Annotated in this window: 11 protein-coding genes; 4 read left to right on the forward strand and 7 right to left on the reverse strand. The window is 71.9% G+C overall.

What is annotated here, in order from left to right; all coding sequences use genetic code 11:
* Nucleotides 1-72: 72 nt before the first annotated feature.
* Complete coding sequence (locus HCK04_RS05275) at nucleotides 73-879, forward strand: DoxX family protein (RefSeq protein ID WP_168065665.1); 807 nt, start codon at nucleotides 73-75, stop codon at nucleotides 877-879.
* 232 nt (nucleotides 880-1,111) lie between these two features.
* Here HCK04_RS05275 and HCK04_RS05280 read toward each other — a convergent pair whose 3' ends face one another.
* Nucleotides 1,112-2,470 (reverse strand): ATP-binding protein, encoded by a 1,359-nt coding sequence (locus HCK04_RS05280; RefSeq protein ID WP_142645732.1) that lies wholly within the window; start codon nucleotides 2,468-2,470, stop codon nucleotides 1,112-1,114.
* 215 nt (nucleotides 2,471-2,685) lie between these two features.
* Between HCK04_RS05280 and HCK04_RS05285 the strand changes: the two genes are divergently transcribed.
* Nucleotides 2,686-3,744: a 2-oxoglutarate and iron-dependent oxygenase domain-containing protein gene (locus HCK04_RS05285; RefSeq protein ID WP_142645733.1), complete on the forward strand. Its 1,059-nt coding sequence runs from the start codon at nucleotides 2,686-2,688 to the stop codon at nucleotides 3,742-3,744.
* Nucleotides 3,745-3,778: 34 nt separating this feature from the next.
* Nucleotides 3,779-4,930: a low temperature requirement protein A gene (locus tag HCK04_RS05290; protein WP_168065667.1), complete on the forward strand. Its 1,152-nt coding sequence runs from the start codon at nucleotides 3,779-3,781 to the stop codon at nucleotides 4,928-4,930.
* 121 nt (nucleotides 4,931-5,051) lie between these two features.
* Here the strand turns inward: HCK04_RS05290 and HCK04_RS05295 are convergent, their stop codons facing one another.
* The 5 genes from HCK04_RS05295 to HCK04_RS05315 all read right to left on the reverse strand — a co-directional run bounded on the left by HCK04_RS05295 (nucleotide 5,052) and on the right by HCK04_RS05315 (nucleotide 13,089).
* On the reverse strand, nucleotides 5,052-6,335 hold the full coding sequence (locus HCK04_RS05295; protein WP_142645735.1) for a GH1 family beta-glucosidase: 1,284 nt from the start codon (nucleotides 6,333-6,335) through the stop codon (nucleotides 5,052-5,054).
* Complete coding sequence (locus tag HCK04_RS05300; RefSeq protein ID WP_142645736.1) at nucleotides 6,332-7,339, reverse strand: LacI family DNA-binding transcriptional regulator; 1,008 nt, start codon at nucleotides 7,337-7,339, stop codon at nucleotides 6,332-6,334. The genes HCK04_RS05295 and HCK04_RS05300 overlap by 4 nt, the downstream gene beginning before the upstream one ends.
* Entirely contained in the window at nucleotides 7,330-10,179 is a 2,850-nt protein-coding gene (locus HCK04_RS05305; RefSeq protein WP_142645737.1) for a glycoside hydrolase family 3 protein, read from the reverse strand. The genes HCK04_RS05300 and HCK04_RS05305 overlap by 10 nt, the downstream gene beginning before the upstream one ends.
* 585 nt (nucleotides 10,180-10,764) lie before the next feature.
* On the reverse strand, nucleotides 10,765-11,724 hold the full coding sequence (locus HCK04_RS40940; protein ID WP_142645738.1) for a PD40 domain-containing protein: 960 nt from the start codon (nucleotides 11,722-11,724) through the stop codon (nucleotides 10,765-10,767).
* A gap of 153 nt (nucleotides 11,725-11,877) precedes the next feature.
* Nucleotides 11,878-13,089 carry an ROK family transcriptional regulator gene (locus HCK04_RS05315; protein WP_142645739.1) on the reverse strand — a complete coding sequence of 404 codons (1,212 nt, stop codon included), beginning with the start codon at nucleotides 13,087-13,089 and terminating at the stop codon, nucleotides 11,878-11,880.
* A gap of 524 nt (nucleotides 13,090-13,613) precedes the next feature.
* Between HCK04_RS05315 and HCK04_RS05320 the strand changes: the two genes are divergently transcribed.
* Nucleotides 13,614-13,961, forward strand: coding sequence for a hypothetical protein (locus HCK04_RS05320; RefSeq protein WP_142645740.1), 348 nt, complete (start codon nucleotides 13,614-13,616; stop codon nucleotides 13,959-13,961).
* A gap of 170 nt (nucleotides 13,962-14,131) precedes the next feature.
* Here the strand turns inward: HCK04_RS05320 and HCK04_RS05325 are convergent, their stop codons facing one another.
* Nucleotides 14,132-14,386 (reverse strand): hypothetical protein, encoded by a 255-nt coding sequence (locus HCK04_RS05325; protein ID WP_142618158.1) that lies wholly within the window; start codon nucleotides 14,384-14,386, stop codon nucleotides 14,132-14,134.
* Between the last annotated feature and the right edge of the window lie 46 nt (nucleotides 14,387-14,432).

Below are 14,432 nucleotides of genomic sequence, written 5' to 3' on the forward strand. Positions count from 1 at the left end.
ACCGGACGCATGACGGCGGCGTCGGCGGGAAAGTGTCCGGGCAAGTCACCCCCCACCCCAGAGTGAGAAGCCGTGAAGAGAACCCTGCACGACTTAGCCTCGCTGGCCGCCCGCATGGGCGTCGGCGGGATCTTCTTCGCCAACGGCTGGCAGAAGCTCGAAGCCGGCCTCAACGCGACCGCCGACCAGTTCACCGCGCTCCAGGCCCCGCTGCCCCATGTGTGGGCGCCGGTGACCATGCTGACGGAGCTGGTGGGCGGCACGCTGCTGATCGCGGGCCTCATCGTGCCGGCCGTCGGGCTCCTGCTGTTCGCCGAGGCTCTCGCGGTGTTCGTGATCACGGCCGGGGACAGCGGCCTGCCGCTCACCGGGGGCGACATCGAACTGATCGTGGCCCTCGGGGCCGCCTCCGTGCTGCTGGCCGTCACGGGCGCGGGCCGGATCTCCGTCGACCACATGGTGGTCATCAAACGGCGCGAGGCCGAGGCCGCCGGAGAGTTCGCCGCCGACGCGGAGGCCGACGCGGTCATCGCGGCGCTGCGCCCGCCACAGCCCGGGGAGCCGGGTGCGGACGAGCCCTCCGCCCGGCCCGCCGCGTCCGGGTCCGCGTCCGGGTCCGGGTCCGGGTCCGGGTCCGGGTCCGGGTCCGCTTCAGGGAAGCCCGCGCCCGCCCCCTCCACCGGCTCGGCCGGGCCGCCGGAGCCGCCCTCGGCGAGCGGTGCGAGTGCGGGCTCCACCTCGTCCGGGACCAGTACGGCCGCGGAGCCGCCGGGCGAGGAGGCCCCTGCCACGACGACGGTGCGGAAGGCCACGCCCCGGCAGCGGCGTACGCGGCGCGAGGACGACACGACCACGGAGAGCCGCGCCGAGGCCCACTGACGGCGGGTCGCCCGGCACGGGCCACAGGCGCGGCCCCCGCGCCCGCGCGTGCGGCGTGCCCGTGCGGCGGCTCTTGGATACGGCGTGCGAGTGGATACGGCGTGCGAGAGGCGGCGTGTGAGCCTCCGCATGCCGCGTGCGTGGATGAAGGGTGCGGCGTTTCCGTGCGGTGAGTGGGCCCGGTCTTCCCGTGCGGCGTGTATGAGATGCGGAGGGGCCCGGCCGGGGCCGGTCAGGGCTCCTGGGAGAGCGGCAGGCACAGGAGGAATCGCGCGCCGCGGGGGCTGTCCATGATCGTCAACGTGCCGCCGTGGCTCTCGGCGATCTGCCGGGCGATGGGCAGGCCCAGTCCGGCACCCCCGGCGTTCCTGCTGCGGGCCGAGTCGAGCCGGGTGAACCGCTGGAAGACGAGGTCCCGCTGGTCCTGTGCGATCCCCGCGCCGTCGTCGAGCACTTCGAGCACGGCCACGCCGGAACGGAACCGTGGGTCCCCGTCATGCGGGTCCTCTCGCCGCACCTCCACCCGTACGGTGCTGGCTGCGTGCCGTTCGGCGTTGTCGAGGAGATTGGTGACCAGGCGGCCCAGCCGGATGCGGTCTCCCCGGACGATCACGCCGGGGGCCAGCTGCGAGACGATCCTCTTGTGCGGACGGCGGGCGTCCAGTTCGGCGGACACGAGCTGCCCGAGGTCCAGCCGCTCGCGCTCGCACGGCGCGCCCGCGTCGAGACGGGCCAGCATCAGCAGGTCGGAGGCGATCGCCTGGAGCCGGTCGAGGCTCTTCAGCACGGCCGGCCCGATCTCCCGCAGGTCGGACTCCTGCGGGGCGCGCAGCGCGTCCTCCACCTGCGCGCGGATCGCGGTGATCGGGCTGCGCAGCTCGTGGGACGCGTCGGAGGTGAAGCGCCGCTGCTGCTCCAGCGTCTCCTCCAGCCGGTCGAGCGTGTAGTTGACGCTCTGCGCGAGGTCGTGGATGTCCCCCTTGGCCTCGGGGACCGGCACCCGCCGCCCGAGGTCCGAGGCGTTGATCTCGTCGAGCTCGGCCCTGATGGCCCGCACCGACAACATCGCCCGCTGCACGCTGCGCTGGGTGCCGTACGCGACGGCGGCCGTGACGAGCGCGGATCCCACGATCAGACCGACCACCAGGCCCGGCGGCACGTTGAACGGCTGGCTCGGCGCGGCGCTGTAGACGGTCCAGTCGCCGCCGTTGCTGTAGACCTCCTGCGCGACCACGGTGTAGCACCGGTCCGGGCCGAAGACGCCGCCGCAGACCTCGCGCGTGGCCTTGCGGGACGGCGGCGAGGGATGGAAGCTCGCCATGGGCGGCTTTCCGGCCATGTCCGGCGTCGCAGAACGCACCCTGCCCTGCGGGTCCACCACCTGGACGGGCTCGTCCCGCCCACTGGGGGGCAGCACGCTCTCCACCTGTCCGTGGTCCACGAGATAGGCGACCCGCCCGCCCGTCGCCGTCACCCTCAGCACTAGGTTGTCCCGGGCCGCCACGTGCAGGGACCACACCAGGACGAACGAGAACGCGATGCACAGCAGGGCGACCACCGTGCCGGTGAACAGCGCGATGCGATTCCTCAACGACCAACGATCCCCGAAACCCACCTGATCGCCCACTTACGACGTGGCGAACTATCCGTGCCTAAGAAATCTACTCTTCGGGGCGTTATTACTTGGTAACGGAACAAACTGGACGAGATGGTCCTATCAGGTCGAAATGCCTCCCCGCGCAACACGACCGGCAAGCAGGTAAAGGAGCCTTCCGGACGGCCCTTCCGGATGGTGGGATATGGGATATGAACGCCGCTGGACCACTGCCGGTAATCGACGTCTCCGCCCTCACCGGCTCAGGGACCGGCCCCGGAACCGGCCCCGGGACCGGCCCAGGGAACGGCCCCGAAGCAGGCCACGCGCGCGCCGAGGTCGCACGCCGCATCGAGGCCGCCTGCCTGGACAGCGGTTTCTTCTACATCACCGGACACGGCGTGCCCCAGGCCCTGATCTCCGAGCTCAGGGACGCAGCGGATCGTTTCTTCCGGCTGCCGGAGGAGCACAAGTCGCGCATATCGATGGACCGGGGCGGGCGGGCCTGGCGCGGTTACTTCCCCGTGGGCGGCGAGCTCACCTCCGGCCGGCCCGACCTCAAGGAGGGCCTCTATTTCGGCGCCGAACTCGAACCCGACGATCCCCGGCCGCTGCACGGGCCCAACCTCTTCCCCGAGGAGGTGCCCGAGCTGGGCCCGGCCGTGCTCGCGTACATGGACGCCCTCACCCACGTGGGGCAGGCGGTCATGCGGGGCGTGGCGCTGAGCCTGGGGCTCGACGAGGACTACTTCGCCGCCGGTTACACGGCCACGCCCACGACCCTGTTCCGGATCTTCCACTATCCGTCCCCGCCGTACGCCGATCCGGAGGAGTGGGGGGTCGGCGAGCACACCGACTACGGCCTGCTGACGCTGCTGCTCCAGGACGACAATCCCGGCCTCCAGGTGCACACCTCACGTGGCTGGATCGAGGCGCCGCCCATCCCGGGCACGCTGGTCTGCAACATCGGCGACATGCTCGACAAGCTGACCGGCGGGCTCTATCGCTCGACTCCGCACCGCGTGCGCAACGCCACCGGCCGGAGCCGGCTCTCCTTCCCGTTCTTCTTCGACCCGGGCTGGGACTGCGAGGTGCCGCCGCTGCCCTCGCTGCCCGCCCGCGAGGGGGGCCGCCCCCGATGGGACGGCCTGGACCTGCGGGCCTTCACCGGCACGTACGGCGACTACCTGACCGCGAAGGTCGCCAAGGTGTTCCCGGGACTCGGCTGCAGGGTGCTGCCGCCGTCCTCTGGAGCACGTGAAAACGTGTAATCACACAAGCGGTGTAAGCAGCACAATGTTGGCCATGCCTCTCCCCCGCTGGTTCGCCGAGCGCGTGGAGCCGACCGCGCCGGACGCCGAGCTGCGCGTCTCCACGATCGAGCTCTTCTTCGACCTCGTGTTCGTCTTCACGATCACGCAGCTCACGTCGCTGCTCGTGGACGACTTCACCCGGCAGGACGGAGAGGGGTTCACCGGCCAGGGCACCGTGCAGGCGGTCCTGATCTTCGGTCTGCTCTGGTGGATGTACTCCGGCTACGCCTGGCTCACCAACACCGTGCCGCCGGAGCGCGCGGCCCGGCGGGTGCTGATCCTGGGCGGCATGGCCGGGTTCCTGATCATGGCTCTGGCCATCCCGCGCGCCTTCTCGGGCAGCGGCGTGGCGTTCGCCGTCGGCTATCTCGTCATCGTGCTCGTCCACGGCGGGCTCTATCTCCAGGCGACGGCCGCCATCGCCCGGGTCGTGCCGTTCAACCTGACCGCGACCGCGCTCGTCTTCGCCGCCGCGTTCGTCGATTCGCCGTGGAACTACGCGCTGTGGACGGCGGCCCTCGTGCTGATCTGGCTGAGCCCGATCTTCATCGGGCAGAAGGGCTTCCCCCTGCACCCGGCGCACATCGTCGAGCGGCACGGCCTGCTCGTCATCATCGTGCTGGGCGAGTCGATCGTGGCGATCGGCATCGGGGCGACCGACGGCCACCCGGGCGCGGCCCTGATCGTCGCGGCCCTGCTGGGCCTTGCCCTCACCGCGTCGCTGTGGTGGGTGTACTTCGCACGCGACGAGAGCGGGCCCGAACACGCGCTGATGCGGGCCGACGTCGTCCAGCGGACCCGGCTCATCCTGGGCGCGTACTTCTACGCCCACATCCCGATCCTGCTCGGGATCGTCGCGACCGCGGCCGGGATCCACAAGGCCGTGGGTCACGGCCACCTGGACCTCGGCCCCGCCGTGGCACTGGCCGGGGGAACCGCGCTGTTCCTGCTCGGCGACCTGTGGTTCCGCCGGGTGCTCGGGCCGACGCGGACCGCCGTACGGGTCGCCGCGGTGCTGCTGGCCGCGGCGACCGTCCCGATCGGCCTGTGGTCGTCGGCCGCCCACCTCGGCGTGCTGGTCGTCCTGCTGATCGCGATGATCTGCGTCGAGAACGTCCTGCAGCGGCAAGCCGCCACGGCCTAGCCGAACGCGTCGTGGGGGTTCGCCCGGGTGGCTGCGGAAACCGGCGCGGAAACCGGCGCGGAACCGGTGGGCATCCGGCGGGAATCCGGCGGGGAACCGGTGCCACCCGGGCGGGAGGGTCTCAGTCCGCCAGGCCGTTCCTGGCGATCACCTCGCGATACCAGCGGGCGCTGTCGCGCGGCGTGCGCTCCAGCGTGTCGTAGTCGACACGGACGAGCCCGAACCGCTTGTGGTAGCCCCGGGCCCACTCGAAGTTGTCCATCAGCGACCACACGAAGTAGCCGCGCAGGTCGGCGCCCCGGTCCATCGCCGCCCGGGCGGCGCGGAAGTGGGCGTCGAGATAGGAGATCCGGGCGGGGTCGGACACCCCGTCGGGCACGGCGGCCCCGTTCTCCGTGATCATCAAGGGCGTGCCGGGGTAGTCGCGCGACAGCCGTACGAGCAGGTCCTCCAGGCCGGCGGGGTTGATCTCCCAGTCCATCTCGGTGACCTCGCCGTGCGGGTCCTCCCAGGCGATGCCCTCGCTGCCGGGATACTCCGGATGCCCCTCGGCCGAGGGATCGGCGACGACCCGGTTGACCGTGTAGTAGTTGACGCCGAGCACGTCGATCGGCTGCGCGATCGTCGGAAGGTCGTCCACGTTGACCTTGGTGAAACGTTCCAGGTGCGCGAGGACGTCGGCGGGATACTCGCCGCGCAGCACGGGGTCGAGGAACAGCCGGTTCGCCAGCCCGTCGATCAGGCGGGCCGGCTCGGGGTCGCCGAGGATCGGCGTCAGGTTCAGCGTCAGCGAGACGGTCTCCGCGCCTCCCGCCCGCAGCGCCTGCACGGCCAGGCCGTGCCCGAGCATCAGGTTGTGGGCGGCGGTGAACGCGGCGGCCGGGTCGGTCACCCCGGGCGCGTGCCGGCCGGACCCGTGCCCGACGAACGCCGACACCCAGGGCTCGTTGAGCGTCGTCCAGACGCCGACGCGGTCGCCGAGGAGCCGGTGCACGACGGCGGCGTAGTCGGCGAACCGGAAGGCCGTCTCGCGGTTGGTCCAGCCGCCGGTGTCCTGCAGCGTCTGCGGCAGGTCCCAGTGATAGAGCGTCGCGACCGGCGTGATGCCCTTGGCGAGCAGGGCGTCGACGAGGCGGTCGTAGAAGCTCAGGTCGGCCAGGCGCGGCCAGGCCACCGAGAACCGGTATGCCTTCAGCCCCAGCCACGCCATGATCTCGACGTCCTCGAGATAGCGGTTGTAGTGGTCACAGGCCACGTCGCCGGTGTGGCCGTCGGCGACCATCCCGGGGGTGTGGGAGAAGGTGTCCCAGATCGAGGGCACGCGGCCGTCGGCGTGGACCGCTCCTTCGATCTGGTACGACGCGGTCGCGGCCCCCCACAGGAAGCCGTCGGGAAATGAGGTCATCGTGAACTTTCGCGAATCGTCAGCCGAGGTTCGAGGAGTGTCGACTCCGGGACGGCCTGGCCCTCCAGCTTGGCCATGAGCAGCCGGACCGCCTGCCTGCCGACGTCCTCGGCGGGAATGAGCACGGAGGTCAGCGCTGGGCTGGCCCGCTCGGCGATGTCGTCCGGGCAGATCGCCACCACCGAGACGTCCTCGGGCACCCGCCTCCCGAGGATCCGCAACGCCCCCAGCACGTGGCCGGCGGCCGCCTCGTTGTGCACGACGAGCCCGGACAGGCCCGGCCGCTCGTCGAGCAGCAGCTTGACGGCGGCGTGGACCTCGTCGAACGACTCCTCGCAGGGGCGCGCGTCGGCCTCGATCCCGTGCCGCCGGGCCGCCTCGACGAAACCCGCCATCGTCCGCTCGGCGAAACCCGTGCCGCGCTCGTAGACCACGCGCGGCGCGCCGAGCAGCGCGATCTCGCGATGGCCGAGGTCGGCCAGATGGTCGGCGCACAGCGCCCCGGCGCGGGCGAAGTCGAGGTCGACGCAGGTCAGCCCTTCGGGGTCGGCCGGGAAACCGATCAGCACGGCCGGCTCGGCGAGCTTGCGCAGCAGCGGCACGCGGGGGTCGTGGATCTCCACATCCATCAGCAGCAGCCCGTCGACCAGCGCGCTGGCCGCCACCCGGTGCAGCCCCTCGGCCCCTTCGTCCGCCGTCATGAGCAGCACGTCGTGGTCGTACTGGCGGGCCGTGGTGACGACGGAGGTCGCGAACTGCATGAGGACCGGCAGGTTCATGCCTGCCCGCAGCGGCAGCACCAGGGCGATGACCTTCGCCCGCTTGCTCGCCAGCGCGCGGGCGCCGGCGTTGGGGTGATAACCGAGGACCCGCACGCTGTCCAGGACGCGTTGCCGGGTGGCCGCCGAGATCGCCCGCTTGCCGCTCAGCACGTACGACACCGTGCTGACGGCGACCCCCGCGTGCTTGGCGACATCGGCGATCGTCACGGTCCTCACGGGCAGAACCCCAACGCGCTCACCGTGACCCCCTCGCTCTCGTACACCACATAAAGATCGCGCACTCCCGCGGCTCCCGCCAGAGGGGTGCTCACCTCCACGAAATCATGCCTGGTCGCCGTGGGCGGAACGCTGACCGCGCCGGCGACCTCGCCGATCAGAGGATCGTCGAGCCGCAGCGTGACCACGCCGCCCTCGTCGCTCGACACCGCGAGCAGGCAGGCGGAGGGGCCCTGATCACCGAAGCCCCCGCCGAAGCCCCCGCCGAAGTCCCCACCGAAGTCGCAGTCCTTGAAGACGATCCACGCCCCCGGTCCCGTGGAGCGGACCGCGTCGCCGGAGTCGAGAGCGGCGTCGCACAGCACCACACCGTCGTACTCGTCGTGATCGGCCGCGTCCAGTGGCCCCGAGGTCAGGTCGCGCGGCGGGATGCGCTCGCCGCGCACCCGGAACGGCGCGCACAGCCGGATGTCCCCCGACGAGGCGCCCACCTGCACCGTGTGCGCGGCCTCCTCGACCACGAACCTGCCGCGCGTCACGTCCCAGAAGGCGAGGTCGCCGACCGGCACGTCCACCGACACCGTACGGCTCTCGCCCGGCGCGAGCCGCACCTTGACGAAGCCGCGGAGCTGGCGCAGGGGCTGCTTCACCCGGGAGCGCCGCTGGTGGGTGTAGAACTGCACGACCTCCTCCCCCGCGCGTCCGCCCGCGTTCGTCACGGTCACCCGGACGGTCAGCGTGTCGCCCTCGGCGAGGTCGGCCGACGACAGCTCCAGGTCGGAGTAGGCGAAACGGGTGTAGCTCAGGCCGTGCCCGAACGGGTAGAGCGGCCGGCCGCGGTAGTAGAGGTAGGTGGCGTCGGAGGCGATGATGTCGTAGTCGAGCAGGTCGGGCAGCTCGGCGGCCGAGCGATACCACGTCTGGGTGAGGCGGCCGCCCGGGTCCTCGTCGCCGAGCAGCACATCGGCGAGCGCGTGGCCGTACTCCTGGCCGCCGTGGGCCGACCAGACGATCGCGGGCAGGTGCTCCTGCGCCCAGGTCACGGCGAAGGGGTAACCGCTGGAGACCACCAGCACGGTCGCCGGGTTGGCCGCGTGGACGGCCTTCAGCAGGGCCTCCTGCCGCTCGGGCAGCGCCAGCGTCGCGCGGTCCTCGGTCTCGCGGCCGTTCACCAGCGGGTGGTCGCCGAGCACGACGATCGCGACGTCGGCGCGGGCCGCCGCCTCCGCCGCGCGGGCCGCGCCGCTCTCGACGGGCTCCAGGGCCAGCACGGACGCGGCGTCGGGATCGTCGGTCGTGCGCACGACGCCGCCGGTCACGGTGACGTAGTCGCCCGAGGAGATGTTGCGCAGCACCACGCCCCTCGGCCGCTCCTCGATCCGGAAGGTCTGGCGCACCTCCCAGCCGTTCGGTCCCGGCTGGTCGTTGGTGAGCACACCGCCCTCACCGGCCTGCACGTGCCGGCCGTTGGCGCACGACCGGAACGCGTACGCGCCGCCGCCCCAGTCGAACACGTCGAAGCAGGAGCGCTCGCTCCCGACGTACAACGGCCCGCCGGCAGGGTCGGCGGACGCGCCGACGTACCCGCCCTCGGTGCGCAGCGCCACCCGGTCGACGCCCTCGCAGTAGACGGTCTCGCACCGCTCGGCGAGCCCCGCCAGGGCCGTGACCTGGTAGGGCAGCGTGCCGCTGTACCAGTCTTCGAACAGCGCGTCGGCCAGCGGGCCGATCACCGCGACCGTACGCGGGGCCGTCAGCGGGAGCAGTCCGTCGTTCTTCAGCAGGGTGATCGACTGGCGGGCGGCCTCCCGCGCGAGCCGCCGGTGCTCGGGGCTGTTGACGACGTCGTGGGTGATGTCGTCGTACGGCGTGTCGGGGTCGAACTCGCCCAGGCGCACCCGGATCGACAGCGCGTGCCGGGCGGCGGAGTCGATGTCGGCCTCGGTCAGCAGGCCGCGGTCGAGCGCGGTCCTGACGTGGCCCAGGGTGGCGGTGCTGTCCGCGTCGTCCTGGGTGAAGCTGTCCAGCCCGGCCTTGATCGCGTGCGCGTACGCCTCCGTCAGATCCTTGTGGTAACCCTGCAGCCCGGCGAGGTTGCCCGGCGCGTACGCGTCGCTGACCACGAGGATGTCGTCGGGCGCCCACGTCCGCAGATGGTCGGCGATCAGCGGCGACAGGTGGGCAGGCCGGCCGTTCACCAGGTTGTACGACGGCATGACGGCCACCGCGGCCCCCGCCTCCAGCGCCGGGCGGAACGCCTTGAACTCGTATTCGTGCAGCACCCGCGGCGGCAGGACGCTGGAGGTCACGCACCGGTCGGTCTCGTTGTTGTAGCCGAGGAAGTGCTTCAGCGTGGGCGCGGTCTTCAGCACGGACTGGCCCCCGCGCAGGCCGCGCGCGTAGGCGGTGCCCATCACCCCGGTCAGCCAGGGGTCCTCGGAGTAGCCCTCCTCGTTGCGGCCCCAGCGCGGGTCGCGCAGCGGGTTGACCACCGGAGCCCAGACGTTGCGGCCCACGCTCTGCGGATCCTTGTGGTGGAAGGCCATGACCTCGTCGCCGGTCGCCTCCCCCACCTGGCGGACCAGGTCCGGGTTCCAGGTGCTGGCCAGGCCGACGGCCTGGGGGAACACCGTCGCCGGGCCGTGCCAGGCCAGGCCGTGCAGGGCCTCGGTGCCGGTGCGGAAGCTTCGCAGGCCGAGCCGTTCGACCGGCGCCTGGTATTGGTGCAACAGGCCGATCTTCTCGTCGAGCGTGAGCCGGCCGAGCAGGTCGTCCACCCGTTCGGCGGGAGACAGCGCGGGGTTCCGGAATGCCGGGTCCTGGTCGTGTCTCGCCGGTTCGTTCATCTGGAGACTCACCCTTCGCGTCGAAGCGCTTCGATGACCTGCCGAAAAACGCGCCCGTGAGGGGCGTCGCGAGGATCCGCATGTTCGGTTGGGGAAGCGCCGTCGTCGAAGCGCTTCGAAAGGGTTACCGCAAGTTTCCGGCGTGTAAATCCGGGCTTATCCGGAAGAGTGCCCTCATCCTCGGCTCAGGTCAAGACCCTTGTTCGCACCGGTTTCACGTCGATGTCACACCGCTGCCCCCTCCGGCCGTACGCGGAGCCGTGGCGTGGGCCGCATGCCGAGCCGGGCGGCGGGCTGTAGGCGGAGGCTGGGTGCGGGCCGCGGGCCAAAGCGAACGGCGAGCTGTCCGAGCTGTAGGTGAAGGCGGGTCCGGGCCGCGCACCAAGGCGAACAGCGAACTGCGAGCGAAGCCAGGCACAGGCCGCGGGCGAGGACGGGCGGGGGGGCCATGCGCGGTTCTGACGCGAAGGCGGGCGGCGGGGGCATGCGGCGGGCGCGGGCCGTATGCGAGCCCTGACACGAAGGCGGGCGCGGGGCCGGAGTCCCGGCAGGCCCGCGCCCGCCCTTTCCGCCGACGCTCGGGCGTCAGCCGACGATCTGCAGCAGTGCCTGCCGCCTGGCCGCGGCCGGCTCGGTCAGGCGCTGCACCTGCCTGCCGTTCCTGTCGAGTACGACGAGAGTGTTGGCGGTGCGCCCGGCGACCCGCACGACGAGGCGGCCGTCCCGCAGGTAGTAGGCGCCGATGAGCGAGCCCTTCACCGGGATGGCGACCTTCTTTCCGGTGGCCACGTCGACCACGGCCGGACGGAAGCTCCCCGGCCAGGAACCGTCCCCTCCTGCCGCGTTCCTCGACAACGGCGCCACGACGACCTTCGAGCCGTCGGGAGACAGGCTCTGCACGTGGTTCGCGAGAGCGACGCCCTTGACCTTGGTCGCCTTGCCGGTCTTCACGTCGAGGCGGTAGACGCCCTCGGTCGTCCCGGCGTACCCCGCGAGGTAGCGGCCGTTCGCCGACCAGGCCAGGTGGCACAGCCCGAGGGTCGTGCCCGCCCTCCTGCGGCCCCTGCCGTCGGCACCGACGACCGAGATCGGCCGCGCGTCCGAGTTGCCCTTCCCCACGTACGCGACCCGCCTGGAGTCGGGCGACCAGACCGGGGTGGCACACGGGAACCCGGCCGCGGCGCCCTTGGCCGCGGTCGTGACCCTGCGGCCGTCGCCGACCCGCACGTACCCGGCGTCGGTTATCCAGGCGAGCTTCCTGCCGTCCGGGGACGCGGAGAACTGACCCGTCATCGGCATGGCGCCCAGCTTCGTGAAGCCCTTGCGGGGCTCGTAACGGCTGACCGGGAAACCGGTGTCGTACGACAGGTAGACGGCGACCCCGGTGAGGGGCTTGGGCGCGGCGGCCGGAGCAGCGGCCGGAGCAGCGGCCGGGGCAGTCGATGTGGGAGCGGCCAGTGCGGGGGCGGCGAACGCCGGGGTGGCCAGCGCGGCCGTGAGCGTGGCGCAGAGCGCGGCGGCGGACAGCGGGCGTGTGTTCATCATGGTCCAATTCGTCGGCAGTGCATGTTCGACGCCTCGCGTCCCGGCCGGGTTCGCAGTCGCTCGATTCCGGTACACCTGCCGCCAGGACCAATGCACCGGGCGCATGGGTCCGGCCCGGCGCGCCGCCCGCGCGGGCGGGCGGCGGGGTGAGGGTCAGCGTTGGGCGGGCAGGCGGCCGGAGTCGACCGAGTCGAGCACCCGCGCGGCGGCCCCGAGCGCGGCGGCGCCGTACCCGAGCGTGGACACCTCAAGGCGGCAGCCTCCCCCGCCGGGGGCGAGCACCCTGCCGTACATCTCCTCCTCCGCGCACGCGACGAGCCAGGGCGCCAGCGGCACGTAGTAGCCCCCGAGGATCACGACCTCGGGGTTGAGCATGTTGGCCACGGCGGCCATTCCCCTGCCGAGGTGGCGCCCCACGTTCTCCAGCAGCGCGAGGATGTCCTGTTCGCCGTTGCGTGCGCGGCGTACGACCTCGTCGATCTCGAGTTCGAGCTCGGACGGCGAGGCGTCGGGCGCGGTGTGCGCGAGGATCGCGCCGATCCCGGCGACGGCCTCCAGGCAGCCGCGCCGGCCGCAGCGGCAGGTGGGCCCGGCGGGGTCGAGCTCGATGTGGCCGATCTCGCCGCTGTAGCCCTGCCCGCCCCGCCTGAGCCGGCCGTCCATGATGATGCCGGCGCCCACGCCGACCTCGCCGGTCACGTAGACGAGGTTGGCGGCGTTGCGGTGGGGGCCGAACCGGTGCTCCGCCAGGGCGGCGAGGTTGGCGTCGTTGTCCACGAGCACGGGGAAGCCGGGGTCGCGCAGCGCCTTGGTGAGGTCGCCCGCCAGGTCGGCGTCGCGCCAGCCCAGGTTGGGGGCGACCCGCACGTTCCCGTTGACGTCGACCAGGCCGGGCACGGCCACGGTCAGGCCGAGCACCTGCCGGGCCTCCTTGGTCATGCGGCTGACGACCCGCCGGGCGAGCGCCGCCATGGCGACGACCGCCTGCCCCGCACTGGAGGTGCCGCCGGGGAAGGACCGCCGCCAGTTCAGGAGCTCCTCGCCCTTGAGGTCCACCGCGACCGCCGAGATGTAGTCGACGTTGACCTCGATGCCGATCGCGGCGTACGGCGAGCCGTCCAGGACGAGCATGGTGGCGGGCCGGCCCACGCGGTGCTCGGTCAGGCCGGTCTCGCGGAGCAGGCGCCGGTCGATGAGATCGGCGACCAGGCTCGACACGGTGGCCTTGTTGAGGCCTGTCGAGGCGGCGATGTCGGCACGCGAACAGGGGGCGTTCTCCCGGACGAACCGCAGCACGACGGCAAGGTTGGTCGCCCGCACGTCGGTGAAGTCGGCCGGCTGTGGCCCGTTGTGCGATGTGATCAATGTCCGCCCCGTTCCCGCTCGGGCTCATCATGCCGCAATTGCGAGCAATTTGACACGACAGCGGCGGCTGGAATCGCGGCACGCACGGACGCGCGGGCAGCCCCGCGCCCGGCTTGGCACCGGCCACCGGCCCCAGCGCCTCCCGGGTAACCTGGTGGCACTCGACTCCTCCGACATTTGTTTGGCTAAGGAACTAACTAAAAGACTACCGTGCAGCGTTATGTGAATCCAGGGGCAAGCGCCCGGGTGAGACGAGGGACGCGCCGGCGGACTCTCGGCCGGTGTCGAAGTCGAACACCAGGGGCGAACCGCGCCGGCACGAACCCGGAAGCCGAGCACTGAGGGCGGACACCGGAGGCGAACACCGGAGGCGAACACCGAGGGCGGACACCGGGGGCGGACACCGGGGGCGGACACCGGGGGCGGACACCGGGGGCGAACCGCGGAAGCCGAGCACCGGAGGCGAATCGGGGAGCAACCGGAGTGCAAACGGGAATCAACCGCCATAGGCGAGCCTGAGCACCGTGAAGAGGGACATGTCGCATTACCTCGGCGAATTGCTCGTGTGGGAGATCGAGGACTATCTCCGTGCCCGCTCCGCCCGGCCGGAACGGGCCCGGGTGGCCCGCATCCGGGTGCCCGACCGGCCCGCGGCCGAGACGGTCGCCGCGGACCTGGAGGCGGGTGGCAGTTTCCACGCCGCGGCGAGGCGGGCCATGGCGCTGGGCATGACCCTGTCGGACGACCTGTTCTGCGTGGTGACCAGGGACGAGCACCCGGAGGTGTTCGAGGCCGTGCCCGGCACCACGCTGCCGCCCAAACGCGAGGGCGAGGGATTCCTCATCATCCGCCTGGTCGGGTTCGAGCCCTGAGCGTGTCGCGCGGCATGAGGGCCTCCGGCGGGAGTGGATCCCGCGCGGAGGCCCTCATGACCGTCAGGGCGGCCCGCCGCTCTTGGTCGTGTCTGACACAGATCATGGCTCTGCTGCGCGCGGCCCGTACGGCGCCGCGCTCGCGACGGGCAGCATGCGCCGGACGCTCCCTAGCGTGCGACGGCGCCCGTGACCTCTCGGTCGACAATCCTGGTCGCGCCCGCCTCCCGGGCGCAGTGCGCGCAGCAGAACCAGCGGCCGTCGAACTCCGAGCCGTGGCCCACGATGCGGCACCCACAGTGCTCGCACACGGGCGCCATCCGGCTGATGGCGCATTCGAAGCTGTCGAAGACGTGCACCGCTCCCTGGCTGTGCACTTCGAAGGCCATGTCGTAGTCGTTGCCGCAGACCTCACATGTAGCCATGGTTTTCCCCCCGTCGACTCGCGGTCGAGGGGGGAAATACCCGCCT

This window comes from Microbispora sp. CL1-1 (genome assembly GCF_012034195.1).
GTDB lineage: Bacteria > Actinomycetota > Actinomycetes > Streptosporangiales > Streptosporangiaceae > Microbispora.